The following is a 25,952-nucleotide window of genomic DNA, read 5'->3' on the forward strand; positions in this document are numbered from 1 at the left end:
TAGAGATCATGAACAGATATGAAGGCATAGGCCCCGGCGGCGAGGCCAAAATCCGCTATCTCGATGGAGATTTCCAGGTGACGGTTCCCGGCACCTTCGTGACATGTGCCGTCACGGGCATGCGCATCCCGCTTTCGGAGCTGCGCTATTGGAGCGTCGACCGGCAGGAGCCCTATGCCGATGCGGCGGCGTCCTTGAAGCGCGAGCTCGAGCTGCGCGACGCCAAGGCCGCCGGATAGCCCACCGGCACGTGCCGCCTCAGAAGAGACGCTCGGCAAGCCAGGCCCACAGAGCTTCCCCTTCGGGAATATCGGCCTCGACCGGAAACACGGTGACCCGCTCATAGAGCGCCTGCCGGGCCCCTCCCCGATCTGCGCCCCGGCCTGTGAGCCGTGCGGCGTCCTTTTCCGTGGTGACGAGCTTCAGGCCGGCGCGCTCGGCCTCAGCGACGAGCCTCCCGCAATCCTCCTCGCTGTAGGGGTGGTGATCGGGAAATGGCTGCCGTATCGCAACCACGGCCCCCACATCTTCGAGCGAGCGAAAAAAGCGCTCCGGCGCGCCGATCCCCGCGAAAGCGAGAAACCTTTCATTCTGCCATGCGTCGCGGCCGCTTGGACGCAGCATGCCGCGGAAGACCGGCAGGCCTTGCGCCTTTGCCGTCGCCGCCACGGCATCGCCCGGCTCGCCTTCGCCCATGATGAAGACGCCGTCGGCGAACGGAAGCTGCGAATTCATGGGCGCGCGCAGCGGTCCCGCCGGAAAAACGAAGCCGTTGCCTGTTCCCCTCGCCCCATCGACGACGACGAGCGAGACGGTCTTCGTGAGGCTCGGATTCTGAAAGCCGTCATCCATGATGACGAGATCCGCACCTTTTTCTGCGAGAAGCCTCGCGCCGGCGACACGGTCGCGCGCCACGACGGTCCGTGCGACGGAAGCCAGAAGCAGCGGCTCGTCGCCGACCTCGTCCGCCGAATGACGGCTGCGATCGACTTCGACGGGACCCTTGGCCGATCCGCCATAACCGCGCGACAGATATCCGGGCTTGTGCCCCTTCTCGATCGCCAGGCGGCCGAGCGCCAGGGCGAGCGGGGTCTTGCCGGAACCGCCGAGGGTGAAATTGCCCACGCACAGGACCGGACATGGCGCCGCCTCTCCGGATTGGTGCATGCGCCGGGCCGTGAACCAGCCATATAACCAGCCTGCCGGGGCGAGCGCCCGGCCGAGAGCTGTGCCCTTCCGCCACCAAAAGGACGGCGCATGCATGGCTCAGCCCGCCTCGTCGACTCGGGCGACGGCAGGTTTTAGCGGCAGATAGGGACGCAACGCGTCGAGGCTCCGCTCCAGCGCGCCCGTCAGGCTTTCGATGCAATGCGTGGCCGCGTCGACGCGCTGGCGCCGGTGCTCGGGATTGGCGAAAAGCGCTTCGGCCTGGGCGGCGAGATCATCCGCCCCGCTCACTTCGCCGACGGCATCGGCCGTGCGCAACGCCGCGAAAATCTCGGCGAAATTCGCCGTATGCGGTCCGTGCAGGATCGGCACTGCGAGTTTCGCCGGCTCGATCGGGTTCTGTCCGCCATGCGGAATGAGGGTGCCGCCGAGAAAGGTCACGTCCGCCAGCCGGTACCACAGCCCCATCTCGCCGATCGTATCGGCGACGAAGACGGGTTTCGTCATGTCGGGCATATCGCCGGCCGAGCGCAACGCGGGCGTCAGCCCCGCATTGCGGCAAAGATCGGCAAGCGCTGGGGCGCGTTCCGGGTGGCGCGGGGCCAGGATCGTCAGAAGATCGGGACGCACGGCGCGCAGCTTCTCCGCAGCGGCCAGAACCTGCTCGTCCTCTCCCGGATGCAGGCTCGCGCCCAGAAAGACGGGCCGTCCCTCGATGGTTTCGCGGAAGGCGGCAAGCTCCGCCGCGGGCGCGGACGGTTTCGGCGCATCGAATTTGAGATTGCCGCTGACCATGACCTTGTCCATGCCGAGCGCCTTGAAGCGGGCTGCGTCATCGCCCGTCTGCGCGAGACACAGCGAGATGCGCCGCATGATCGACCTTCCGAGCGGGCCGCTTTGCCGCCAGCGGCGGAAAGAGCGCGGGGACATGCGGCCATTGACGACGACGAGCGGCACGCCATGCCGCGACAGCTCGTCCATGGCGACGGGCCACAGCTCCGATTCCACGAAGATCGCCAATCCGGGGCGCCAATGCTGGACGAAGCGGGCGCAATAGCGCGGCACGTCGAGCGGCACATATTGGTGGATGGCGTTGCCCTTCAGCCGGGCGCGGGCGATCTTTGCGGAGGTCACCGTGCCGGTCGTCAACAGCACGCCGAGCCCCTGCTCCTGAATGGCTGCAATCAGAGCGAGGACAGCATTCGTCTCGCCGACGCTCGCTGCATGCACCCAGACGAGCGGCCCCGCAGGCCGCTTGCGACCGGGGATGCCGCGACGCTCCGCCAGCCGTTCGCCCTCTTCCTTGCCGCGTCGCTCGCGCTCGCGCAGAAGCAGGGCCGCAGCGGGCTCGACGAGCCGGCCGGCGCTGCGCCAGGCGGCGAAGGCGACACGGTCCCAGAAACCGCGACCGTCGATTTCCCGCATCGGGGGGCCGTCGATTTCACGCATGGGCGATCCCCGCGAGCTCTTCCGCCTTTGCCAGAACTTGATTCAAGCCCTCCTCGGCCGACAGCCGAAGGGCTTCCAGCTCTTCCGGCGTCGCCTTTGCGGGAACGAAGATCGGATCGCCGAGCGCAAAGCCGCCGCGACCGAAGGGAAGCGGAATGCGGGCCCGGTCCCAGCTGCCAAGATCGATGCGCCACTTCGTGGCGACACCAAGCGGCACGATGGGACGTCCGGAATGCTGCGCGAGCTTGACCACGCCCTCACCGCAACGCCTCGGGGTGCCCCGCGGCACATCGGCGGTCTGCGCAACCGACAGGCCATGCTCCAAAGCATCGAGCATTCCGAGAAATCCTGCGACGCCGCCCTTCTTGGCAGCCTTCAGACGGTCGCGGCCGCCGGAGCCCCGCACCACCTTGAGCCCCATCGCCTCGACCGCGGCGGCATTGATCGCCCCATCGGCAGAGCGGGAGACGAGAACGGCGAAGTCGTGGCCCTCGCGCCGCATCAGCGGCACCAGGAAATGCTGCCCGTGCCAGCAGGCACCGATGATCGGCAGCTTGCCCTCGATCTTGGAATAAGGCTCCGCGGGGTCGGTCGCAAAACGCGTCGTTCGGCGCACGAATCTCAGATAGGCGCCGGCCGCGCGTCCCACGAACCGGGACACTTTGGGGTTCCGCGCAAGTGTCTTCAGCATGCTCAGCGTCCGGCAGCCGCCAAGGCTGGTGCCTCGCCAACGAACTGCGTGTGAAACATGCGCGCATAGGCGCCGTTCTTGGCTATCAGCTCGTGGTGGCTGCCACGCTCGACGATGCGTCCTTCGACCATGACGCAGATGAGATCGGCCCGTTTCACCGTCGACAGGCGATGCGCGATCATCAGAACCGTGCGCCCTTTCAACAACCCGTCGAGAGCGGTCTGCACCTTGGCTTCGGCTTCCGCATCGAGCGCGCTCGTCGGCTCGTCGAGAAGCAGGATCGGGGCATCGCGCAGCATGGCGCGCGCGAAAGCCACGCGCTGCCGTTCGCCGCCCGACAACCGTCCCCCGGCTTCGCCCACATGCGTCTCATAGCCGTTCGGCAGACGGGAAATGAAATCATGCGCCGCCGCAGCTTTGGCGGCTTCGATGATCTGCTCTTGCGACGCCTCTTCCGACCCATAGGCGATGTTGGTCCGGATCGTCTCGTCGAACAGAACCGGGTCCTGCGTCAGGAGCGCAGATGCACCGCGCACGCTCGGCAAGGTGACGTCGCGAACATCCTGACCGTCGATGAGAATGCGTCCGCCGCTCGGATCGAAAAAGCGCAAGGCGAGATTGAGAACGGTGCTCTTGCCGGCGCCGCTCGGTCCGACCAGGGCGACTTTCTGGCCCGGTTCGATCGACAGATCGAAATCGCGCAGGACCGGCGTGCCGTTGTCATAGGAAAAATCGACATGCTCGAAGCGGATGCGTGCTTCGCGCACATTGAGCGGCTTGGCGCCGGGCTTCTCCGCGACGATCGCGGAATGATCGATGACGGCGAAGATGCGGCTTGCCGCGGTCACGCCTTCGGAAAGCTGCGCCTGGGTCTGGGCCAGAGTGCGCATCGGCGGATAGGTCAGCATCGCAGCCGTCAAAAAGCCGGCGAAGTGGCCAAGCGAAACGTTGCCGTAAATCCCCTGCCAGCCGCCATAGAAGATCGCGGCAGCGATGCCGACGCCCGAAAGCGTCTCGGTGACCGGGCCGACGGCAGCGCGCGAGCGCGCCGTCTTCATCAGATAACGGACGATGTTGTCGACGATGGTGCGGAAGCGCTCGGCCTCACGCTGCTCCTGGCGATAGGCCTTGACGACGCGCAGGGATTGCAGCGTCTGCGTCAGCATGCTGCCGAGATCGCCCGCTTCCTTGAGCGAGCGCCGCACGGAGCCGGAAATGCGCTTGCGCTGGCGCGTCAGATACAAATAGGCGAACGGCATGCCCGCGCAGACGAGGAGCGCCAGCCGCCAGTCCATGTAGAACATCGATGCCGTCAAAAAGAGCACCGTCAGCGAATCCTTGACGAGCGCCGTCATGGTCTTCGCGGCCGCGCGCTGGACGATATCGGCGTCGTTGACGAAAGCGGAGACGAAGCGGCCCGAATGCGTGCGCTCGACCCAGGCGAGATCGGCCTTCGTCAGCGTCTCGAACATGCGGATGCGCAGTTCGGAGACGACCTTGTTGCCGAGCCACGCATCGGTGACCTTGGACGTCCAATCGGCAACGCCGCGCACCCCCATGACGAGGATGATCGCCACCGGCAGCAGGTAGAGAAGCACTTCGTTCTTGGCGACGAACACCTCGTCCGCCACGACCTGAATCAGGAAGGGCACGGCACCGGACGTCGCCGCGCCGACAACCATGCTGATCAGCGCGACGAAAAGGACGCGACGATGCGGCCAGAGAATGTCGACCAGAAGCCGCCGCATGACGGCATAGGCCGAGATGTCCTCGACCGTCAGAGTATCGCTGCCACCGTCCCGGCTGATTTCGCCGGAACTACCGCTTTGGGTCATGTTCAGGATCGAGCAATCGGTGCAGATGCACGATGAAATAGCGCATATGCGCATTGTCCACCGTCATCTGCGCCTTTTCCTTCCAGGCTTTGTAGGCCTCGGCGTAATTCGGATAGACGCCGACGATGTCGAGCGCTTCGAGATCGGTGAAATGAAGACCGCGCAGATCGCTCAGCTCGCCACCGAAAACGAGGTGGAGAAGCTGTCCGCTTTTCGCTTCGCGAGGTTCAGAGGTCATATATGGCCCTTGATCAGTGAGAGATCCCGGCGCGCGCCGCGCGCTCCTCTTCGACCCGGCGCAGAACGGCAAGCAATTTGTCCTGCAGTCCCGGATTGGCGGCAGCAAGCGTTCCATGCCGCAGCTCCGCCCGGTTGTAGACGGGCGGCCGTCCGTCCAACGCGGTCAGCCGGCCACCGGCTTCGTGCACCAAAAGATCACACGCCGCAAGATCCCAGTCATGTGCCCGAGGGCGCGCGAAGGCCGCATCGAAAGATGCGTCAGCCACGTTGGCAAAGCGCCAGGCGAGCGAGGGCAAATACCGCGAAGGCCTCACAGAATGCTCGCGCCAGACCTCGCTTTTGAACCAAGAGTTCGGCCCGGCAATGGCGCAGTCGCTCAAAGTGTGACGGTCCGCCACCGTGATTTTTTCACCGTCTTCGCTCGCCCCCTCGCCCAGCGTGGCCGTCATCAGACGGTCGAGGGCGGGGGCAAAAAGCACCGCCGCGCCTGGGCGGCCGTTGCGCACGACGGCGATCGAAATGCACCAATGCGGATCGCCGGCGAGGAAACCTCGGGTTCCGTCGATCGGATCGACCACGAAGACGCTGCGACATTCGAGCCGGCGCGGATTGTCCGCCGTCTCTTCGGAAAGCCAGCCATAATCCGGCCGGGCGGCGAGAAGCGTCTCGCGCAGAAAGGCATCGACCTCCATGTCGGCCACGCAGACCGGCGAGCCGCCGGCCTTGCTCCAGTTCTCCGGATCGTGCCGGAAATGGCGCATCGCAAGCGTGCCGGCGCGGCGCGCGGCGTCTGCCAGGAGCGTCCGATCGGCGCGATTGCGCTCCGTCTCGTCGGCCGGAATTTGAGTGTCAGATTGATCCATTGCACTGCCATATCGTGCGCCGTCGCAAAAGCGCAATGTTCAGAGTTCGCTTACCCTCAAAGACAGAGACACAGTCTTAACCACGCCCCTTAAGCAATCCGCAGATGCCAGGCGCGATCCTCTCGGCTATCAAATCGGCAAAAGCCGAGGAAAGAGCCAAACAGGCCGGGCAAAAAAACATGCGTCAAACAGAACAGAAACTGGTCGAAGACGAGACAACGGGTTGCCCAATGCGGCGGCCCGCCGTCTTCGAGACCTTTGGATGGTATGCGGCGACGACGGCTGAAGGCGGACGTGCGGTGGCGCTTTTTGCCAGCGAACGCGTCGTGATCGAGCGCACCGTCGCTGGCATGCGCTGCCTCCTCGATGTCGCCCACAGCGCCTTCAAAGGCGTCCGCCTCGTGCGCGAGATCGGGGGCTATTGCGTCGTCGTCGAGCATGACGATCCGGGGCTGACGCTCACCCTCGCGCAGACCTTGCCACTGGAGGAGGCCAAGACCTTCCGTGATGCCCTGAGCGCGCATTTGAAGAGCGGCTTTGCCGGCGACGTTCACGTCTCGAAGCGTCTCGACGGAGGCCGCTCGAAGCTGCGCACCCGGCGCTCCCTGCGCAACACGAAACGCCCGCGCTTTCTGGCGCGCCGCAGGATCGGCGGGCTGGACGAGCAGGAGCCGATCACGGGCCACGAGTTGATCGCGCGCACCTGATCCGGCCACCGGCAGTTTTTTTCCAAAACCCCGCGCCCGGCCTTGGCCGGGCGGCTCGGCCAGGTGGCCCCGGATGTCAGCCGAAGGCCGCCTTGAACAGCGCGTCCAGGCAGAGGCCCGCGAAGATGATGGCCCCCGCGTCCCGGTTTGAGCGGAAGCGCAGAAGGCAGTTGTCGGCCACCTCGGTGTCGAGCGTCGCCACCTGCCAGGCAAAATGCGCGGCAACGCCCAAGAGCCCGAGATAGGCGAAGTAGCCGCCACCGGCGAGCATCACCGCTCCGAGAAGCAGAGCCACGGCGAGCCCGAAGAAGCCGACGAGAGCCGGACGCGTGCGGGCGCCGAAAAACTGCGCCGTCGAGCCGATGCCGATCAAGGCGTCGTCTTCCTTGTCCTGATGCGCGTAGATCGTGTCGTAGGCGACGGTCCAGGAAATCGCGGCGGCATAAAGCAGCACCGGCGCCCAGCCGAGCGAGCCGAAGATCGCCGCCCAGCCGACGAGCGCACCCCAGGAAAACGAGATGCCGAGCACGACCTGCGGCCAGTTCGTGACCCGCTTCATGAACGGATAGACCGCCACGAAGACGAGCGAGGCGAAGCCAAGGCCGATGGTGAAGGCGTTGAACTGAATGAGGACGAGAAGCCCCACCAGGCATTGCAGGAAGAGAAACAGAAGCGCGCGCTTGAGGCTGACGGCCCCCGACGGGATCGGGCGGGCGCGCGTGCGCGCCACCTTGGCGTCGATATCCTGGTCGACGAGATCGTTGTAGGTGCAGCCTGCCCCGCGCATGGCGACGGCGCCGATGAGGAACAGGATGAGCTGCCAGATCGGCGGGAATGCGCGGCCATCGGCAATCGATGCGAGCGCGGACGACCACCAGCACGGCCACAGAAGCAGCCACCAGCCGATCGGCCGGTCCCAGCGGGCCAGCCGCCCGTAGGGCTTCAACCAGTCCGGAGCGAACCGGTCGAGCCAATGGCGGGAGACGGAATCCGGGAGCGCTCCGCCCTGTGCGGCATTGTCTGTCATGACGTTTGCTCACCGAAAGTGGGAGAGAAGGTCAAGCCCCTTTAAGAATGGGCTGCTGCGGCTTATCACCCCGACCTATAAGGCGCGAGGGGTTTAGCGCTTCAGGAGGCTTGAAACGTGCGGGTTTTGTTGATCGGAGGAGGCGGCCGCGAGCATGCGCTCGCCGGAGCGCTGGCGGCATCGCCGCGCTTGAGCAAGCTGTTTGCCGCGCCGGGGAATGCCGGCATCGCGAATGTCGCGGAATGCGTCCCACTTGATTCTTCAGACAACCGCGCCGTCGTCGATTTCTGCCGCAAGGAAGCGATCGACCTCGTCGTGGTCGGTCCGGAGGGCCCGCTCGTCGCAGGCCTCGTCGATCGGCTCAAGGAGGCGAAGATCCGCGCCTTCGGGCCCAGTGCTGCGGCAGCACAGCTCGAAGGCTCGAAGGTCTTCACCAAGGCTCTGTGCGCGGAGGAGAGTATCCCGACCGCCGGCTACGAGGCCTTCAGCGACCGCAAGAGCGCGCTCGCCTATGTGGAAAAACACGCCATGCCCGTCGTCGTAAAGGCCGACGGTCTCGCCGCCGGCAAGGGCGTCACCATCGCCACGACGCCGGAAGACGCGCGCAAGGCGGTGGAAGCGATTTTTCTGGAGGACGGCGCCCAGGTCGTCATCGAAGAGCATCTCGTCGGGGAAGAGGCGAGCTTCTTCGTCTTGTGCGACGGCAAGACGGCACGTCCGCTGACAACGGCGCAGGATTTCAAGCGCGCCTATGATGGCGACGAGGGCCCCAATACCGGCGGCATGGGTGCCTATTCGCCCGCTCCCGTGATGGATGTCGCCACCCAGGCGCGGACGATGCGAGAGATCATCGAGCCAACGCTTGCCGCGATGGCGAAGCGGGACATGCCGTTCTGCGGCGTTCTCTATGCCGGGCTGATGATCACAGCCGACGGCCCGAAACTCATCGAATACAATGTCCGCTTCGGAGATCCGGAATGCCAGGTTCTGATGATGCGGCTTGAAAGCGATCTCCTGGCGCTTCTCGATGCGGCGGTCGCCGGCACGCTCGACCGCACCTCCATCGCCTGGCGCAAGGAGCCGGCACTCACCGTCGTCATGGCCGCCAAGGGTTATCCCGGCCCTTACGAGAAGGGCAGCATCATCAAGGGGCTGGAGGAAGCCGCGGCGGTCGAAGGCGCAAAAGTCTTTCACGCCGGCACACGTCGCGTCGATGACGACATTCTTGCCGCCGGCGGGCGCGTCCTCAATGTCGGCGCAATTGGGGTCGATCTCACTGAGGCGCGCAAGCGGGCCTATGAGGCCGTCGGCCGCATCGACTGGCCCGAGGGCTTCTGCCGTTCCGACATCGGAGAGGCGGCGAGCCGTCGGGGCTGAAGGCGCTTTCAGGTGCTCTTCAGGCGCGCCAAAGAACAAGATGTCATGATGGCTTTGCAGGCCGCAGGACCACAAGCGGCACCAAAACAGCTGTCGCGCGTTGGTTGTAAAACCTTCATGCAGCGCCTCTACGGTTCACGAAGACGATAACTTCCTCACGAACCGTTGGAGCGAAAAAGACCGGGGAGGAGAGGCAGGCGGGAGGCCGATGCGGGCGAGAAAGCCCGGGAGCTAAAGGATGAGCTTGAATCACGATATCGGTCTGGCGCTCGGCGGGGGCGGCGCCCGCGGCATGGCGCATATTCTCGTCTGCGAAGTCTTCGACGAGCTCGGGCTGAAGCCCGCTTTGATCGCAGGCACCTCGATCGGCGCCATCATCGGCGCCGGTTATGCGAGCGGCCTGTCCGGTCGGGAGATGCGCGAGCGGGCGATCGAATTCTTCGGCCAGAGACGAGAGCTCTATTCCCGCCTGTGGCAGACGCGCCCGATCGGCTTCGGCGACATCCTCCGCGGCCGCCTGCTGCAGGCGCAGTTCGATACGCTGCGCGTGCTGGAGAACTTCGTGCCCGGCATCGAAGTGGTGCCGGAAACCTTCGAAGAGCTGAAGATCCCGCTCAAGGTCGTCTCCTGCGACTTCTACGGCTGGTGCGAGACGGTGATGGAGACGGGCGAACTCCGGCCGGCGATCGCCGCCTCGATCGCCATTCCCTCCGTCTTCAAGCCCGTCTCGATCAACGGGCGCATCCAGATCGACGGCGGCGCCGTCAATCCGCTGCCCATCGATCTCTGTCTCGACAAATCCCTGATCGTCGCCTCCGACGTGGCGGGCGGGCCGAACGGAGACCCGGACAAGGTCCCGGGGCTGCTCGAGACGATCATCGGCGCCGCCCAGATCTCCATGCAGTCGGTGCAGGCGGAAAAGCTGAAGCGGCGGCGGCCGGACATCCTGTTCAGGCCGGAAATCAATGGCTTCTTCATCCTGGATTTCCTGAAGAGCGAGCAGATCATCTCGCTCAACGAGCCGCTCAAGGACGATTTGAAGCGGCGTCTCGAACACATCATCGATTCGCCCTTCGAGCGCAGCGATGCTCCCGCCGCTTCCAAGATTCAGGCGGAGATCGGCCTGGCGCACTAACGCGCTAAGACCCGCGCCGATCCTTGAAAAAGCCGCGCAAAAGCTCGGAGGCCGCGCCCTCCGCGATGCCGGAATAGACCTCGGGCGCATGATGGCAGGTCGGCGCGGAAAAAAAGCGCACGCCGTTGTCGACCGCACCGCCCTTCACATCCTCCGCGGCATAATAGAGCCGGCGGATGCGTGCGAAGCTGATTGCCGCCGCGCACATCGTGCAAGGTTCAAGCGTCACATAGAGGTCGCAGCCCGTCAGCCTTTCGGAATTCAGCGTCGCGGCACCGGCCCGAAGAACCAGCATTTCCGCGTGCGCACTCGGGTCCCGGTCGGCAAGCGTGCGATTGCCGGCGCGCGCGATGATCTCGCCATCGAGAACCAGCACGGCACCGACCGGCACCTCACCGCGTGCGGCGGCCGCTTCCGCCTCTGCAAGCGCTTCTGTCATAAAGGGGCTTCGTCTCATCTCGCCTGGCCGCGACGCCTCTGCTAGAGCTTGCCGCATGAGTGGGCAGAAAACCTCAGAAGCGCAAGACGGGCCGGACAAGGGCGAGCGCATCGCGAAAGTGATGGCGCGCGCCGGGCTATGCTCGCGCCGCGAAGCAGAAAGCTGGATTGCGGCAGGCCGCGTCAGCCTCAACGGCCGGGTCTTGACGACGCCGGCCATCACCGTGACCGAGCGCGACAAGATCGTCGTCGACGGCCAGCCGCTGCAGGCGCGCGAAAGAAGCCGTCTTTTTCTCTATCACAAGCCGAAAGGCCTCGTATGCACGCAGCGCGATCCGGAAGGGCGGCCGACGGTCTTCGCCGCCCTGCCGCCCGATCTGCCGCGGGTGATGAGCGTCGGCCGGCTCGACATCAACACCGAAGGTCTTCTCCTTCTCACCAACGATGGCGGGCTGGCGCGTGTGCTGGAGCTCCCGTCGACCGGCTGGCTGAGACGCTACCGGGTGCGGGCGCATGGCCGCATCGACCAGGAGACGCTCGATCGGCTGAAGCGCGGCATCGCCGTCGGCGGCATGCTCTACGGGCCGATCGATGCCGTCCTGGAACGACAGCAGGGCGACAATGTCTGGCTTCTGCTCGGGCTTCGCGAGGGCAAGAACCGCGAGGTGAAGCGGGTGCTCGAACATCTCGGCCTCGTCGTGAACCGCCTCATCCGCGTCTCCTACGGTCCGTTCCAGCTCGGCGATCTGCCGGTCGGCACCGTCAAGGAAGTGCCAGGGCGGACGTTGCGCGACCAGCTCGGCGAGCGTCTGGCTGAGGCCTCCGGGGCGGATTTCACCGCCCCTCCCCGCCCGACAAACCCAGCGGGCGACAAGTCGCAGGCGGGCGGCAAAGAGGGCGCACCCGCGGGCCGCAAAGGCGGCCGACGCGGCGCCGGGCCTTCGGCAGGCCCCGATCAGGCCCCCCGGAAGGGCGCGGCCAAGGCCGGCAGAGGCGCGAGCGAGAGCGAGGCGCGGTCACCGCGCTCCGGCGCCAAACCGTCGCATCCCGCCCGGCAGGCCACGTCCGGCGAACGCGCGGTCACCGGCCGCAGCGACAAGAAAAGCCGGGACCGGAAGGGCGACGACAAGAGAGCAACGGAGAAGCGAACCACAGAGAAGACCTCCGGCAAGGACCGGCCGAGTCTCGCCAAGTCTGGGAACACCGGACCCGGCAATGTGAGATCCGGCAATGTGGGCTCCAGCAAAAGGGGGTCCGGCAGCGAGGGGGCCGGTCGCGCCAGGCCAGCCGACGCGGAGACCGGCGACAGGAAGGGGGGCCATGCGCATCGTCGGCGGAAGCCTTAAGGGGCGGCCGCTCGCGGCGCCGAAAACCCAGGCGGTGCGGCCGACGACGGACCGCCTGCGCGAGAGCCTGTTCTCCATCCTGGAGCATCGCCACGGATTGCCGGCGAAGGGCAGCCGCGTCCTCGACCTTTTTGCCGGCACGGGCGCGCTCGGGCTCGAGGCGATTTCCCGCGGCGCCGGCTACGCGCTCTTCGTCGAACAGGGCGTGGAAGGCCGCAGCCTCATTCGCAAGAATATCGAGACCTTGGCGCTGACCGGTGCGACCCGCATCTTCCGTCGCGATGCGACGAGGCTCGGGGTCGTCGGCACGATGGCGCCCTTCGACCTCGTCCTCTGCGATCCACCCTACGGCAAGGGGCTCGGCGAACAGGCGCTCGCCGCAGCCCTTGCGGGCGGCTGGCTGAAGCCCGATGCCCTCATCGTGCTCGAAGAAAGCGACCGGGCAGAGATTTCCCTGCCGGAAGGTTTTGCGCTCGTCGACAAGCGCGAGAGCAGCGACACGCAGCTCATTTTCCTGCAGGCCGCCGACGCAGCGGAGAACGTTCCGACGTCCAGCTGAACAGCGGTCTCAGCGCCGGCCGAACAGCCGCTCAATATCGGAGAGCTTCAGAGCCACATAGGTCGGCCGGCCGTGGTTGCACTGGCCGGAATTGGGCGTCTTTTCCATCTGGCGCAGAAGCGCGTTCATCTCGTCGGGCTTCATCCGCCGGCCAGATCTGACCGAGCCGTGACACGCCATGGTGGCGGCGACATGGTCGAGCTTTTCGCGCAGGCGCGTCGACGCGTCGAATTCGGCCAGATCGTCGGCGATGTCGCGCACGAGCGATGCCGCATCCACCTCGCCCAGAAGCGCCGGCGTTTCGGTGACGGAGATCGCGCCCGGCCCGAACGGCTCCACCACCAGGCCGAGCTCGGCGAGTTCATCGGCGCGGCTGGCAAGCCGCTCCACATCCTCATGCGGCAGATCGACGATTTCAGGGATGAGAAGCATCTGCCGCGGGATCTGACGCCCGCCGAGTGCCTCTTTCAAACGCTCATAGACGATGCGCTCATGGGCGGCATGCTGGTCGACGATGACGAGACCGTCTTCCGTCTGGGTGACGATGTAATTCTCGTGGATCTGCGCCCGCGCGGCCCCGAGCGGATAGGACACGGCCTCCCCTGTCTCGACCTGCCGGAATTCCGCGCTCGGACGATCATCGACGAAGGCGGCTTGTGTCCCTTCGCCAAAGCCCGAGGCGAAGGTCGCGGGCTGCTCCGCCTCATCCATCGCGAAAGTCGGATGAGCGGCCTCAGCCTCACCCTTCGCATCCGGCGCGGCCCATCCCTGCCAGCCGGCGGGAGCACTCGGCGCATAGCCGAAAGGACGCTGTGCGCCGCCCGACCAGCCTTGCGGCCGCGCCGACGAGCGGCGCAGCGCTTCGAGCGTCTCAACCCCGCCTGTCGAAGCGGCACGGAAGCCGTGCTCTGCCAGAGCCTCGCGCACGGCGCGGATGATGAGACCCCGGACGAGACCTGAATCGCGGAAGCGCACCTCGGCCTTCGCCGGATGCACATTGACGTCGAGGTCTTCCGGAGACAGCTCCAGGAAGAGCGCCAGAACCGCATGCCGGTCGCGTGCGAGAACGTCGGCATAAGCGGCACGGATTGCACCGGCGAGCAGCCGGTCGCGCAGAGAGCGGCCGTTGACGACGACGAATTGCGACAGGGAATTGGCGCGGTTGTAGGTCGGCAGGGCGATGAAGCCCGACAGGCGCACACCCTCCTTCTCGGCCGCGACCGGGACGGCGTTGTCGGCGAATTCCTCGCCCAGAATATCGCCAAGCCGCGGCAGCAGCGATTTGCGCGGCGCCCAGTCGAGCGTCTTGCGGTCACCGCCCGCGAGCGTGAAGCGAATGTCGGGATGGGCGAGCGCGATGCGGCGCAGCTGATCTGTGACGGCCGAGGTCTCGGCGCGGTCGGAGCGCAGGAATTTCAGTCGCGCGGGTGTCGCGAAAAAGAGCTCGCGCACCTCAACCTGCGTGCCCGCCGCACGGGCGGCCGGCACCGGTTCGGCCTTGCGCCCCCCGTCGACGAGGATCGACCAGCCATGCTCCTCGCTCTTGTGCCGGCTTTCGAGGGAGAGCCTTGCCACGGAGCCGATCGAGGCCAGCGCTTCGCCGCGAAAACCGAGCGAGGTGATGTGGGCGAGGTCGTCGTCCGGCAGCTTCGAGGTGCAATGGCGGTCGACGGCGGCGACGAGATCGTCGCGGCACATTCCCTCGCCGTCGTCGGTGACGCGGATGAGGCTCTTGCCGCCGGCGCTCGTCACCACCTCGACGGCCCGCGCGCCGGCGTCGATGGCGTTCTCCACGAGCTCTTTGACGACGCTCGCAGGACGCTCGATCACCTCGCCGGCAGCGATGCGGTTGACGATATGCTCAGGAAGAGCGCGAACGGCCAAGATCTGTTTCCGCTTTCGAATCCAAAGCGAGTCTGACGAAGGCCGTCCGGTTTGAAAAGGCGGATGAGGCCGGAATGGCGCTACTTGAACATCCGGGTGAAGAAGTTGCCCTTCTTCTTTCCGCCCGTCGCCTCCGGATCGACCGGGGCGGTCTCGGCGGGCTCGCGATAGGCCTCGGGCGGATCCGTCAGATAGCGCCGCTCGGTGATGCCGACGCCTTTGGCCTCGGCCATCTTTTCCTTGACGTCCTTGGCGGCCTGGCGGTTGCGGACGAGATCATATTTGACGCCGATCTCGGCATCGTCTTCGCGCTCACCCGGCTGACGCTTGCGGGCCATCCCGCTCAACGGCTTCAGGCTCGACACATATTCCGGAGACATGTCGTCCCGGGCGATGTTGTTGTCGGGATCGGCCGGATTGAGGGCGACCGCCGAAGCATTGGGCTGCGGGCCCGTCGGCCAATTGGCCGTGCGCACCCCGGCCTCGGGCTCGGGTGGCCGCAGCTCAGCGCTCGGCGGCATGACGAGCGGCGAACGCGGCCGATAATCGATCGGCTTCTTGTCCTTGCCGCCCACGCCCCCGACGGCGGCCACTTCGGAGAAGATCGCCATTTCGGGCGCCTCGCCGGTGCCGTAGGTCCTGCCCGGACAGCCGCCCAGAAGCATCGCGCCCATTGCCAGGGCGATGGATGCCGGCACGAGCCGCTTTGCGGTTTCCGCCGCTGAATTCGCCATCAACTCTACCCCTTGCCCCATCGCTCGACAGGAATCTTTGCCGGCCAAGATGGACGCGGCTTATAGCACAAGCCCCCTATGCGTCGACAGGAGCCCGCCTTTCACGTTTGTTTGGCATTTTCAGGGCGCTCGGTCGCCCAGGCGAGAAGCATGCCGATCACCCCCGCGACGATCCACACATCGGCGAGGTTGAAGACGTACCACTGAAAACTGCCGATATGGAACAGGAAGAAATCGGCCACCGCGCCGAAGCGCAGGCGGTCGATGACGTTGCCGATCGCGCCGCCAATGATGAGGCCCACGGAAATCGCGGAAAGAAACCGGTCGAGTTTCGTCAGCCAGTAGAAAAACACCGCCGCCCCGATCAATCCGACACCGACGAGCAGCCAGCGCCCGATGTCGCTTTCCTGCGTGAAGAGGCCGTAGCTGACGCCGCGGTTCCAGACGAGGATGAGGTCGAGGAACGGCGTCAATGCGACACGCCCCTTCTCGGCAATGGCGTAGGGCCCGAGCATGTAGGCCTTGTGAGCCTGGTCGAGAATGGCCGCGAGCACGGCAACGGCAACGCCGAAGCGGAAGGGCGTCATGCGTCCTTCCTTCCCGCAACCGGACCTTCGGCAATCGGGCTTTCGGCGGCGATCGAGACGCCAAGTCCCGTCGCCGCCGCCGTGATCGGCTGTGCAAGCGTCACGCGGCCTGTGCCTTTTCCCATTCGCGCATCGCCGCCGCATCGCGCGGCGTGATGTCGGGATATTCGGGATCGGCGCCGACCTCCGGCGTGATCTTCCAGGAGCGGGCGCATTTGCGCCCTTCCGCCTTCGCCGGGACGACGGCGACACCCGGAATATCGGCGAGCCGGAAGGCGTCCGCCGGTCCGTCTCCGAGTTCCAGGACGGCTCCCGAGGTGATGGCGATCTCGGCGAGATCGATCTCCTTCAAGATCGCAAGCAGCTCCTCGTCGGCGATATGGACGATCGGTGCCGCCTCCAGAGACGAGCCGATGCGCTTCTCGCGCCGCTCCACTTCGAGCGCACCCATGACGACGCGACGCACCGTCCAGATCCGCTCCCAGCGCTCTTCGAGCGCCTCGTTGCGCCATTGGGCCGGGATCTGCGGGAAGAGTTCGAGATGGACGCAGGCATCCTCGCCGAAGCGGGCCATCCAGGCCTCCTCCGCCGTGAACGGCAGCAGCGGCGCCAGCCATTTGACGAGCGCATCGAAGAGCCGGTCGATGACCGTCAGCGCCGCGCGGCGGCGCAGCGACGACGCCGGATCGCAATAGAGCGCGTCCTTGCGGATATCGAAATATTCCGACGACAGGTCGATGGTCATGAAGTTGAAGATGGCGAAGAAGGCGCGCTTGAAGTCGAAGACCTCGTAGGCGCTCGTCACCGTCTTCTCCAGACGCACGAGTTCCGACAGGATGAGCCGCTCCAGCTCCGGCATGTCGGCGGGCTCAACCCGCTCCTCCGGGCGGAAATGGGCGAGCGAGCCCAGCATCCAGCGGATGGTGTTGCGGAGCTTGCGGTAGGAATCGGCGTTCGTCTTCAGGATTTCCGGACCGATCCTCAAATCCTCCGAATAATCCGAGGAGACGACCCACAGGCGCAGAATGTCGGCGCCCGATTGCTCGATCACCTGCTGCGGCGTCACCTGATTGCCGAGAGACTTCGACATTTTGCGGCCGTCCTCGGCCATGACAAAGCCATGCGTCACCACGGCGTCGTAGGGCGCACGGCCATTGGTGCCGCAGCTCTCCAGGAGCGAGGAATGGAACCAGCCGCGATGCTGGTCGGAGCCTTCGAGATAGACATCCGCCGGCCATTTGAGATCCGCCCGCTTGCGCAGGACGAAAGCATGGGTGGAGCCGGAATCGAACCACACGTCGAGAATGTCGTCGACCTTCTCCCAGGCCTCGGCATCCTCCACCAGGCCGTCGAGGAAGCGTGCTTTTGCCCCGTCCTTGAACCAGGCGTCGGCCCCTTCCTCGCGGAAGACGGAGACGATGCGCGCATCGACCTCGTCGTTGCGCAACAGGGCACCCGTCTCCTTGTTCACGAAGACGGCGATCGGCACGCCCCAGGCACGCTGACGCGACAGGACCCAGTCCGGGCGATGCTCGATCATGCCCTTGAGGCGGTTCTTGCCGGCGGCCGGATAGAAGCGCGTCGCCTCGATCGCCTCGAGAGCGCGCGCACGCAGGGTGTCGCTGCCCTCGATCGGCTCGTCCATATAGACGAACCATTGCGGCGTGTTGCGGAAGATGACCGGCTTCTTGGAGCGCCAGGAATGCGGATATTGGTGCTTCAGCCGGCCGCGGGCGAGAAGCCGTCCCGCCTTTACGAGCGCCTCGATGACAAGCTTGTTGGCGTCGCCCTTCTTGCCCTTGTCGTCGATGACGCGCACGCCCACGAAACCCGGCGCATCGGGCGTGAAGGCGCCGTTCTCGTCGACCGTGTAGGGGATCGTCGTGTCGATGCCCTCGCGGCGGAGCTCGCTCGCCTTTTCCATCCACACGTCGAAGTCTTCGCGGCCGTGACCGGGCGCGGTGTGGACGAAGCCCGTACCCGTATCCTCCGTCACATGCTCGCCGGCCATCATCGGCACGTCGAACTGATAGCCGCCGAGGCCGGCATCGCGGAACGGATGGGCGCAGCGCGCGATCGACGCCGGGTCGACATCGCCGCGGCGCTCATAGGCCTCGACGCGCGCATTCTTGAAGACGTCGGCCGCCAGAACGTCGGCGAGCACCAGGCGGTCGCCGACCTTCGCCCAGTTCTCTTCCGGTGCCTGCGTCACCTCATAGAGGCCATAGGAGATGCGCGGCGAATAGGCGACGGCGCGGTTGCCGGGCATTGTCCAGGGCGTCGTCGTCCAGATGACGACGGAAGCGCCGGCAAGCGGCCCGTCGCCGAGCACCGGGAATTTTACCCAGATCGTGTCGGATTCGTAATCGTGATACTCGACCTCGGCCTCGGCGAGCGCCGTCTTCTCCACCACCGACCACATCACCGGCTTGGAGCCACGGTAAAGCTGACCGGAGGCGGCGAACTTCATCAATTCCCCGGCGATCACCGCCTCGGCGTCGAAGCTCATCGTCAGATACGGGTCTTTGAAATCGCCGATGACACCGAGCCGCTGGAACTCCTCCGACTGAACGCCGACCCAGTGGGTGGCGAAGTCGCGGCACATCCGGCGCAACTCGACCTTGTCGACGGAATCCTTCGACTGACCCTTGGCGCGCAGGTTTTCCTCGACCTTCCATTCGATCGGCAGGCCGTGGCAGTCCCAGCCCGGCACGTAATTGGCGTCGAAGCCCATCATCTGGTGCGAGCGCACGATGACGTCCTTCAGGATCTTGTTGAGACCCGTGCCGATATGGATGTTGCCGTTGGCGTAGGGAGGGCCGTCATGCAGGACGTATTTCTCCCGCCCCGAAGCCTCCTCGCGCTGGCGCTTATAGAGATCCATCTTCTCCCAGCGCGCGAGGATTTCCGGCTCCTTCTTGGGCAGGCCGGCGCGCATGGGAAAATCGGTCTTCGGCAGAAACAGGGTCTTCGAATAGTCTCGCTCCGCCTCGTTCGCGGCGGCTTTTTGGTCGCTCATCGTCATATCCTGAGCTCAGAATTCTATGAAAAAGCGCGTCGATCGAATGCGATCGCGGCCCGGCAATGCGTTCCCCGACCTCTCAGACAGAGGCCGGGCGGCTAATTCGCAGAAGGGCTATGATCTCGGCTCGCATGGGGCGGCTTGTAACCGAGAGCCGCGGCGATGAAAAGCCGCTGACGTCGCCTGCGCAAGTCGGCCGAAGAATGAGAGGCGGAGACGCTTGCGCCGGAGCGGGATTTCACTTCCTTTTCAGGCCCGCCGCTGCGGTGGCATGGCCGGACAGCATCGCGGTGGCTCCCGCCATGGCATTGCGAAATGCATCGTCGAAGCTCACGCCGGCCACCTGCCAGTCGGCCGTCTCGCCGTCGGCAGTTTGGAGATGCCATCTGGCCTTCCACCCGAGCGCCGTCGCATCCCAGGCGATCGACCCGCCAAGGGCGACCTCCGTCTCGAGCGCGCTCGCAAACGGGCGAAGGTCTTCCATCTCGCCCTCCCCCGAAGGCACGGTAACATCGTCCCTCTCCTCCAGGATCGATTGCGCCGGCAGGAGGATCACAAGCCCGTATTGGCGTGCCGCAGCCTCCAGCGCGTCCTTCTGATCGATGCCTCGCTTGCCGTCGCGCGTCAGAAGATACCGGCGGCCTTCGGTGAGAACCGCGACCAGAACCGCAAGCGTCGGCCGGTCGAGCCACGCTTCATAGCCAAGGCCGTCGAGCGCGGCGTCGATCTTTGCCGCATCGAAGCTGACTGTGAGATCATAGGGGCGGTCGCGCGAGCCCTGCTCGTCGTGATGCGGGATTCCTTCCATGCGGTCGTGATAGCGATAAGCACGGACGAAGGAGGGCGCTGTGGCGATGAGTTTCGGAATGCCGGGATCGCTGCGCGCGATGGGCGCGCCGGAGACTTTGACGAGAACCTTCAGAAGGCACTCCTCGAACGCCGGAAGCCGCGTCTCCTCGCGCTCGCCGGTGACGATCGTTTGCGCCTCATAGAGATCCGGCTCTCTCGAGGGGCCGGCGTCCGCAGGACCGGCGCCGGCGGCCAGCGGAGCCAGAAGGAGCGACGCGGTCACGAGGACAAAACGCCAGAAACGCATCATCAAACCTCCGCAACGGCAGGCATCTGAGCGGTTCACCATAAGGTCCGCCCAGCCGATTGCGAGGATTATGACGCGTCGAAGATTTGCTGAGGGAAGACGGGCTCAGGGAATAAGTGTCAGGCGAGGCCGAGCGCTTCGGCCTCCCCCTCGATGCGCGGCCAGTCGGCGGCAATGCGGCGATCGAAGTCCGCGAGGGGGTGGCTTGCCAGAATCCTGCGCGCGGTCGCCGCGTCCTCGTTCATCTGCTCGACCAGAGCCTCGATGGAATCGAAGCGCTCCTCGGCGCGGATCCAATCGACGAGCGAGACGAGGCCCATCTCGCCATAGAGATCGCCTTCGAAATCGAACAGGAACGTCTCGAGCTTCGGGGCGCCGTCGTCGAAGGTCGGGCGGCGGCCGAAACTCGCGACGCCATCGTGCACCCGGCCGTCCGGCCGGGTGTAGCGGACCGCGTAGATGCCCTGACGCAGTTCGCAGGAGGTCGGCAGGACCATATTGGCGGTCGGAAAGCCCAGATCTCGGCCACGGCGGTCGCCGTGGACGACTTTCGCCGCCACCGACCAGGTCCAGCCCAGAAGCTGACGCGCCTCCTCGACCCGACCTTCCTCGAGAGCGGCGCGGATCCGGCTCGATGAGACCGCCCCCTCTTCATCGCCGTGCTTGTCGACGACGGTCACGCCGAAAGAGGAAAGCACACCCTGACGCTGGAGGAATTCCGGCGTGCCCTGGCGGCGATGGCCGAAATGAAAGTCGTAGCCGGTGACGGCATGGCGCAGCTGAAGCTTCTCGATGAGGAAGCGGCGCACGAAATCTTCTGCCGAGGTTTCGGCGAAGGCCGCATCGAAATGCGCGACGACGACACCGTTAAGGCCGAGGGCGGAGGCGACACTTGCCCGCATCACCGGCTCGGTCAGACGGAAGAGCGGCTTGTCGGGCGCGAAGAAGGAGCGCGGATGCGGCTCGAAGGTAAGAAGGATGCAGGGCGCGCCGAGATGCTCCGCTTCCGCCTGGGCCGCTGCGAGCACGGCCTGGTGACCGCGATGCATGCCATCGAAATTGCCGATTGCGACGACGGCATTTCGCCATTCGTCTGGCAGGCAATCGAAGGTCGCAATGGAAACGGGCGAAGACGGCATCGGACGAGAGATCAGCGGAGAGGATCGGACGAAGTCGCGCCTGCACCGCCGGCGGACCAGACGAGGCGCGGCAGGAACGCCACGACATGGCGCTCTTCCTCGATGAGGCGGCTGCGCACCTTGTCGAGATCCGGCTTTTCGGGATGGCCGAATTCATGGGCATGAATACCGGCCGTCACCATCAGGCAGTCGATGCCCGCCTGGTTGGCCCCGCGGATATCGGTGTTGAAGGCGTCGCCGATCGCCAGAACCTTTTCGCGGGACGGATGGCCGAGGGTCGCCAAGGCCGCATCGTACATCGGCGCAAAGGGCTTGCCGACGAGGATCACCTCGCAGCCGAGTTCTTCGTAAAGCTCGGCGAGCGCACCGGCGCACCAGACGAGGGTGCCGCCGCGTTCGACGACGACGTCGGGATTGGCGCAGACCATCGGAATGCCACGCCCGGCGAGTCTTTCCAGGAGCGGGCGATAATCGTCGGGCGTTTCGACGTCGTCTTCCGACAGGCCCGTGCAGCTTATGGCGACCGCCTCGTCGGGACCCACCAAGGTCACGTCGAGCCCGTCATAGAGCGACAAATCCCGGTCAGGACCGATATGGCAGATGCCGCCCTTCTTGGCGTAACCGGAGATCGCCTGGCGGGTCACGTCGCCGGAGGTGACGATCGCGTCATAGGCCTCATCGGGGCAGCCGAGCGCCAGAAGCTGCTCGCGAACCGGACCGTTCGGGCGCGGCGCATTGGTGATGAGCGCCACGCGTCCGCCCTTCTCGCGGAAACGGCACAGCGCCTCCACGGCGCCGGGATGCGCGGCGACACCGTTATGGATGACGCCCCAGACGTCGCACAAGATCGCCTCGTAATCGGCGGCGATCTCAGCCAGACCTGATATCTCTTCCGCTTGCATGAGCTCATTTATGCTGGGACCGGAAAACCGGCACGAGCCGCGGGTAAAGGCTTGCGCGCAGAACGTCAATTGGCCGGTCCGCCAACATGTGGCCAACATGAAGAGATGTTCATTGGGCATCATCTCTGCCGCCCTATATGTGCGGCTATGTCCAGCACCTAAACCGCAGCCGGTTGCGAGAGACTCCAAATCGGAGACTTCACCTTGAAGCATTTCCCGTTCAAAGTGCCGACCCTAGTCGGAGCGTTCATGGTCAGCCTTATCCTTTCTCCAGCCCTCGATCGGGCGCCTGCTTATGCAGAAGATGCGACACCCGACGAGGTGCAGAGCACCCCACAAGTCGCACGCATCGCCCCCAATGCCGAACATTTCACGCTCAAGAACGGCATGGACGTGGTGGTCATTCCCGACAAGCGCGCCCCTGTCGTCACGCATATGGTCTGGTACCGCGTCGGTTCCGCCGATGAGCGGCCCGGTCAGTCGGGCAATGCGCATTTCCTCGAACACCTGATGTTCAAGGGCACGAAGAAGCACCCGGACGGCGAGTTCTCCACCTATGTGTCGAAGATCGGCGGTGAGGAGAACGCCTTCACCAGCAACGATTACACCGCCTATTACCAGCGCGTCTCGAAAGACCACCTCAAAGACGTGATGGCTCTCGAAGCGGACCGGATGAGCAATCTCGTCCTCACCGACGAGGTCGTCGCACCGGAACGCGACGTCATCCTGGAAGAGCGGCGCATGCGGGTCGACAACGATCCTGGCTCTCTCATGAACGAGGCGCTCAACCGGATCTTCTATCTCAATCATCCCTATGGTCGGCCGACGATCGGCTGGGAGAACGAGATCAAGGCGCTCAACGCCAAGACGGCGCTCGATTTCTACCATGAGTTCTACACGCCCTCGAATGCGATCCTGGTCGTCGCCGGCGACGTCACGCCGGACGAGGTGAAGGAGCTCGCCGAGGAAACCTACGGTCAGATTGAATCGAAGCCCGACAGCGCGCGGCCCGCGCGGCCGGCCGAGCCGCCCTCGCCCGGTGCGCGCACCATCACTGTGCGCGACGAGAAGGTGCGCGAGCCCAATCTGATGCAGTTTTATGCCGTTCCTTCGGCCGTCACCGCCAAGCCCGGCGAGGCGGAAGCGCTTTCGGTTCTCGCCGACATTCTCGGCACCGGCGCGACGAGCCGTTTTTATGACGAGCTCGTGCGCGACAACGGACCCGCGACCTATGCCGGGGCCTATTACAGCCCGACAGCGGTCGACGATTCCCGCCTGATCGTCGTCGGCATCCCGCGCGACGGTGTCGATCTGGAGACGCTGCAGGCCGATATGGAAGCCTCCATCCGCAAGCTCGCCGAAGAGGGCGTGAGCGATGAGGAGCTGACACGGGCCAAGAACTCCGTCGTCGCCGATGCCGTCTATTCGCAGGACAGCCAGCAATCGCTCGCCCGCATCATCGGCTCGGCGCTCGCGGTCGGTCGCACGCTGGAAGACGTTCAGACCTGGCCGGCGCGCATCCAGAAAGTGACGGCAAAGGACGTGCAGGAGGTGGCGCAGCGCTATCTCGATCCCGAGAAAGCCGCGACCGGCTATCTCAAGCCCAAGGTCGACCATCAGGCCGACATGTCTGAGGCTCCCGGCAACACGCCCGCCGCCTCACCCGCGCCGGAGACCGCCGATCCGGCCGCAGCGATGGAGCAGAACTGATGCTGCGCACCCTCTCGCTTGCCTTATCCTTCGGAGCCATAATGAGCCTTGCCGTTGCCATGCCGAGCCGCGCCCGCGCGATCGAAATCCAGGAAGTGACCTCGCCCAAGGGGATCACCGCCTGGCTCGTCGAAGACGACACGGTGCCGATCGTGAACATGCAGTTCGCCTTCCGCGGCGGCTCGGTGCAGGATCCGGAGAACAAATCCGGTCTCGCCAATCTCGCCTCCGGGCTTCTCGACGAAGGCGCCGGCGACCTCGATTCCAAGGCGTTCCAGACGCGCCTCGACAATCTCAATATCAAGCTCTCCTTCGACACCGGCCGCGACGCCTTTTACGGCTCCTTGAAAACGCTCGCCGCCAATGCCGACGATGCTTTCAATCTGACGAAACTCGCTTTGACAGAGCCGCGCTTCGACGACGAGCCGGTCGCCCGCATCAAGGCGCAGATCCTGTCGAAACTCAGAAGCGATGAGACCGATCCGAATGAGCTCGCCCGTCGCGCCTGGGCGAAGACCCTGTTCGGCGACCATCCCTATGCGCGCAACGGCGAGGGGACAGAGGAAAGCGTGGAAGAGCTGACGGCCGCCGACCTCAAAGGCTTTGCCGAGCGGAACCTCGCGCGCGACAACCTCGTCGTCGCCGTCGTGGGCGCGATCGATGCGGAAACGCTGAAAGGTCGGCTCGACGAAGTCTTCGGCGATCTGCCGGAGAAAGCCGACCTCAAGCCGATCGCCGACGTCACCGCGGCCGCAGGCAAGACGGCGCATGTCGATCTTCCCGTGCCGCAGACCTCCATCCGCCTCGGCGGACCCGGCATCAAGCGCGACGATCCGGATTTCATCCCGGCCTATATCGCCGACCACATCCTCGGCGGCGGGACCTTTTCCTCCAGGTTTTATCGCGAAATCCGCGAGGAGCGCGGACTGGCCTATTCGGTCGGCACGAGCCTCGTGCCCTTCGATCATGCGGGCGTCTGGGTGGGAGCTGCCGCGACGCGTGCCGATGCCGCCCAGGAGGCCGTCGATTTGATGGTGAAGGAAGTCAAAGACATGGCGGAGAACGGGCCGACGGACGAGGAGCTCGCCGATGCGAAGTCCTACCTCGCCGGCAATTACGCCCTGCGCTTTGATTCCTCCGGCAAGATCGCCAAGCAGCTTCTCGCCATCCAGCTCGACCATCTCGGCATCGATTACGTCGACAAGCGCAACGAGCTCATCAATGCCGTGGCGCGCGAGGACGTGCAGCGGGCCGCCAAGCGGGTTTATGGCGAGCCTCCTTCGGTGATCACCGTCGGGCCGGCCGCGAGCTGATACTCCTTTCGTAACCTCCGCCGGGGCGATCTGGCTTCGCCCCGGCCCTCTCCTCCTCCGCCTTTCACCCGCGCCACTCCCCTCCCTTGCCCCGCCAGAGCCCCTCTGCGAATCTCAGCCTCGCAGAGAAAGGGGGGGCGTCATGTCTTGGAGAGAGCTCCGTCACAGTGCGGGCTTGATGCTGCTGGCCGCAGCCGTCTTTGTGGGAGCGGCCCAGAATGCGGCGCTGGCGCAGGATCCGCGCCTCACCACTCTCGGCGAGAAAGCCACCGCAGCGCTTGAAAAGGGCGAGACCATCGCGGCGCTCGATCTGCTCGGAGAGGCGTCAGACATCGTCTGGCGCGAGGGCCCGCTCGCCTTCCGCAAGGCGCTTGCGGTGAGCTCTGCCGAAGGTTTCGGCGATTATGTTCCCCGTCCCGACGATCGCTACCGCCCCGGCGAGACGATGCGCGTCTATGCCGAACCCGTCGCCTTCAGCTACGTGCCGCAGGACGGCGCGTATCTCGTGGCGATGGATGTCGATCTCACGATCAGCAATCTGACGGGACAGGTGATCGCCGAAGGCTCGAAGGTGTTTTCGGTCAAGACGACCGTGACGGCGCCGAAGCGGGAGTTCAACGTCGTTCTGTCCTGCCCCGTCCCTGCGCTGCAGGCCGGCAACTAACGGGCCGAGTTCACGTTTCACGACACGAAGAACGCCAAGACGGCGGGGTTCTCGATCCCGCTCGAAA

At 65.3% G+C, this 25,952-nt stretch carries 24 protein-coding genes; 9 read left to right on the plus strand and 15 right to left on the minus strand.

Annotated elements, in window-relative coordinates:
• Window positions 1-5: 5 nt before the first annotated feature.
• Window positions 6-239 carry a DUF2093 domain-containing protein gene (locus ACK8CP_RS11945; RefSeq protein WP_234630333.1) on the plus strand — a complete coding sequence of 78 codons (234 nt, stop codon included), beginning with the start codon at window positions 6-8 and terminating at the stop codon, window positions 237-239.
• Window positions 240-258: 19 nt separating this feature from the next.
• Here ACK8CP_RS11945 and lpxK read toward each other — a convergent pair whose 3' ends face one another.
• The 6 genes from lpxK to ACK8CP_RS11975 form a co-directional block, all read right to left on the minus strand.
• A complete protein-coding gene (gene lpxK, locus ACK8CP_RS11950) occupies window positions 259-1,167 on the minus strand; it encodes a tetraacyldisaccharide 4'-kinase (protein WP_414831934.1) in 909 nt (302 codons plus the stop codon).
• Between the two features lie 99 nt (window positions 1,168-1,266).
• Window positions 1,267-2,616, minus strand: a complete 1,350-nt coding sequence (locus ACK8CP_RS11955) for a 3-deoxy-D-manno-octulosonic acid transferase (RefSeq protein WP_414831935.1) — start codon at window positions 2,614-2,616, stop codon at window positions 1,267-1,269.
• Window positions 2,609-3,277, minus strand: a complete 669-nt coding sequence (locus ACK8CP_RS11960; protein ID WP_205649890.1) for a lysophospholipid acyltransferase family protein — start codon at window positions 3,275-3,277, stop codon at window positions 2,609-2,611. The genes ACK8CP_RS11955 and ACK8CP_RS11960 overlap by 8 nt, the downstream gene beginning before the upstream one ends.
• Before the next feature lie 32 nt (window positions 3,278-3,309).
• Entirely contained in the window at window positions 3,310-5,142 is a 1,833-nt protein-coding gene (locus ACK8CP_RS11965; RefSeq protein ID WP_234629526.1) for an ABC transporter ATP-binding protein, read from the minus strand.
• Entirely contained in the window at window positions 5,126-5,380 is a 255-nt protein-coding gene (locus ACK8CP_RS11970; protein WP_092810027.1) for a DUF4170 domain-containing protein, read from the minus strand. The genes ACK8CP_RS11965 and ACK8CP_RS11970 overlap by 17 nt, the downstream gene beginning before the upstream one ends.
• A 13-nt stretch (window positions 5,381-5,393) precedes the next feature.
• A complete protein-coding gene (locus ACK8CP_RS11975; RefSeq protein WP_414831936.1) occupies window positions 5,394-6,245 on the minus strand; it encodes a 3'(2'),5'-bisphosphate nucleotidase CysQ in 852 nt (283 codons plus the stop codon).
• A gap of 230 nt (window positions 6,246-6,475) precedes the next feature.
• On the opposite strand from ACK8CP_RS11975, the gene ACK8CP_RS11980 reads away from it, so the two are divergent.
• Window positions 6,476-6,952, plus strand: coding sequence for a hypothetical protein (locus ACK8CP_RS11980; protein WP_414831937.1), 477 nt, complete (start codon window positions 6,476-6,478; stop codon window positions 6,950-6,952).
• Between the two features lie 76 nt (window positions 6,953-7,028).
• On the opposite strand, the gene ubiA is transcribed toward ACK8CP_RS11980, so the two are convergent.
• Entirely contained in the window at window positions 7,029-7,979 is a 951-nt protein-coding gene (gene ubiA / locus ACK8CP_RS11985) for a 4-hydroxybenzoate octaprenyltransferase (RefSeq protein ID WP_414831938.1), read from the minus strand.
• A 117-nt stretch (window positions 7,980-8,096) separates the two neighbouring features.
• On the opposite strand from ubiA, the gene purD reads away from it, so the two are divergent.
• Window positions 8,097-9,356, plus strand: a complete 1,260-nt coding sequence (gene purD / locus ACK8CP_RS11990; RefSeq protein ID WP_414831939.1) for a phosphoribosylamine--glycine ligase — start codon at window positions 8,097-8,099, stop codon at window positions 9,354-9,356.
• A gap of 238 nt (window positions 9,357-9,594) precedes the next feature.
• The gene (locus ACK8CP_RS11995; protein WP_234629531.1) at window positions 9,595-10,491 is read left to right on the plus strand and encodes a patatin-like phospholipase family protein; all 897 of its coding nucleotides are present in this window, start codon (window positions 9,595-9,597) and stop codon (window positions 10,489-10,491) included.
• Window positions 10,492-10,495: 4 nt separating this feature from the next.
• On the opposite strand, the gene ACK8CP_RS12000 is transcribed toward ACK8CP_RS11995, so the two are convergent.
• Complete coding sequence (locus ACK8CP_RS12000) at window positions 10,496-10,948, minus strand: nucleoside deaminase (protein ID WP_414831940.1); 453 nt, start codon at window positions 10,946-10,948, stop codon at window positions 10,496-10,498.
• A gap of 37 nt (window positions 10,949-10,985) precedes the next feature.
• On the opposite strand from ACK8CP_RS12000, the gene ACK8CP_RS12005 reads away from it, so the two are divergent.
• Together ACK8CP_RS12005 and rsmD are read left to right on the plus strand one after the other, a co-directional pair.
• Window positions 10,986-12,275, plus strand: a complete 1,290-nt coding sequence (locus ACK8CP_RS12005; RefSeq protein WP_414831941.1) for a pseudouridine synthase — start codon at window positions 10,986-10,988, stop codon at window positions 12,273-12,275.
• The gene (gene rsmD, locus ACK8CP_RS12010) at window positions 12,250-12,834 is read left to right on the plus strand and encodes a 16S rRNA (guanine(966)-N(2))-methyltransferase RsmD (protein WP_414831942.1); all 585 of its coding nucleotides are present in this window, start codon (window positions 12,250-12,252) and stop codon (window positions 12,832-12,834) included. The genes ACK8CP_RS12005 and rsmD overlap by 26 nt, the downstream gene beginning before the upstream one ends.
• A gap of 9 nt (window positions 12,835-12,843) precedes the next feature.
• Here the strand turns inward: rsmD and mutL are convergent, their stop codons facing one another.
• The 7 genes from mutL to ACK8CP_RS12045 all read right to left on the minus strand — a co-directional run bounded on the left by mutL (window position 12,844) and on the right by ACK8CP_RS12045 (window position 22,198).
• Window positions 12,844-14,718 carry a DNA mismatch repair endonuclease MutL gene (gene mutL / locus ACK8CP_RS12015; RefSeq protein WP_414831943.1) on the minus strand — a complete coding sequence of 625 codons (1,875 nt, stop codon included), beginning with the start codon at window positions 14,716-14,718 and terminating at the stop codon, window positions 12,844-12,846.
• Window positions 14,719-14,798: 80 nt separating this feature from the next.
• Window positions 14,799-15,452, minus strand: a complete 654-nt coding sequence (locus tag ACK8CP_RS12020; RefSeq protein WP_234629535.1) for a hypothetical protein — start codon at window positions 15,450-15,452, stop codon at window positions 14,799-14,801.
• Window positions 15,453-15,553: 101 nt separating this feature from the next.
• The gene (lspA, locus tag ACK8CP_RS12025) at window positions 15,554-16,039 is read right to left on the minus strand and encodes a signal peptidase II (protein ID WP_234629536.1); all 486 of its coding nucleotides are present in this window, start codon (window positions 16,037-16,039) and stop codon (window positions 15,554-15,556) included.
• A gap of 100 nt (window positions 16,040-16,139) precedes the next feature.
• Complete coding sequence (gene ileS, locus ACK8CP_RS12030) at window positions 16,140-19,058, minus strand: isoleucine--tRNA ligase (protein WP_414831944.1); 2,919 nt, start codon at window positions 19,056-19,058, stop codon at window positions 16,140-16,142.
• 241 nt (window positions 19,059-19,299) lie between these two features.
• A complete protein-coding gene (locus ACK8CP_RS12035) occupies window positions 19,300-20,160 on the minus strand; it encodes a DUF2066 domain-containing protein (RefSeq protein ID WP_414831945.1) in 861 nt (286 codons plus the stop codon).
• 116 nt (window positions 20,161-20,276) lie between these two features.
• Complete coding sequence (locus ACK8CP_RS12040) at window positions 20,277-21,296, minus strand: bifunctional riboflavin kinase/FAD synthetase (protein WP_414831946.1); 1,020 nt, start codon at window positions 21,294-21,296, stop codon at window positions 20,277-20,279.
• Window positions 21,297-21,307: 11 nt separating this feature from the next.
• On the minus strand, window positions 21,308-22,198 hold the full coding sequence (locus tag ACK8CP_RS12045; RefSeq protein ID WP_414831947.1) for a TIGR01459 family HAD-type hydrolase: 891 nt from the start codon (window positions 22,196-22,198) through the stop codon (window positions 21,308-21,310).
• A 249-nt stretch (window positions 22,199-22,447) separates the two neighbouring features.
• On the opposite strand from ACK8CP_RS12045, the gene ACK8CP_RS12050 reads away from it, so the two are divergent.
• The 3 genes from ACK8CP_RS12050 (at window position 22,448) to ACK8CP_RS12060 (ending at window position 25,885) form a co-directional block, all read left to right on the plus strand.
• On the plus strand, window positions 22,448-23,908 hold the full coding sequence (locus ACK8CP_RS12050) for a M16 family metallopeptidase (protein WP_414831948.1): 1,461 nt from the start codon (window positions 22,448-22,450) through the stop codon (window positions 23,906-23,908).
• A 41-nt stretch (window positions 23,909-23,949) separates the two neighbouring features.
• A complete protein-coding gene (locus tag ACK8CP_RS12055) occupies window positions 23,950-25,221 on the plus strand; it encodes a M16 family metallopeptidase (RefSeq protein ID WP_414831949.1) in 1,272 nt (423 codons plus the stop codon).
• A 142-nt stretch (window positions 25,222-25,363) separates the two neighbouring features.
• The gene (locus ACK8CP_RS12060) at window positions 25,364-25,885 is read left to right on the plus strand and encodes a hypothetical protein (RefSeq protein WP_414831950.1); all 522 of its coding nucleotides are present in this window, start codon (window positions 25,364-25,366) and stop codon (window positions 25,883-25,885) included.
• Window positions 25,886-25,952 lie beyond the last annotated feature (67 nt).

The sequence above is a fragment of the Afifella sp. YEN Y35 genome (assembly GCF_047553465.1).
Lineage (GTDB): Bacteria > Pseudomonadota > Alphaproteobacteria > Rhizobiales > Afifellaceae > Afifella > Afifella aestuarii.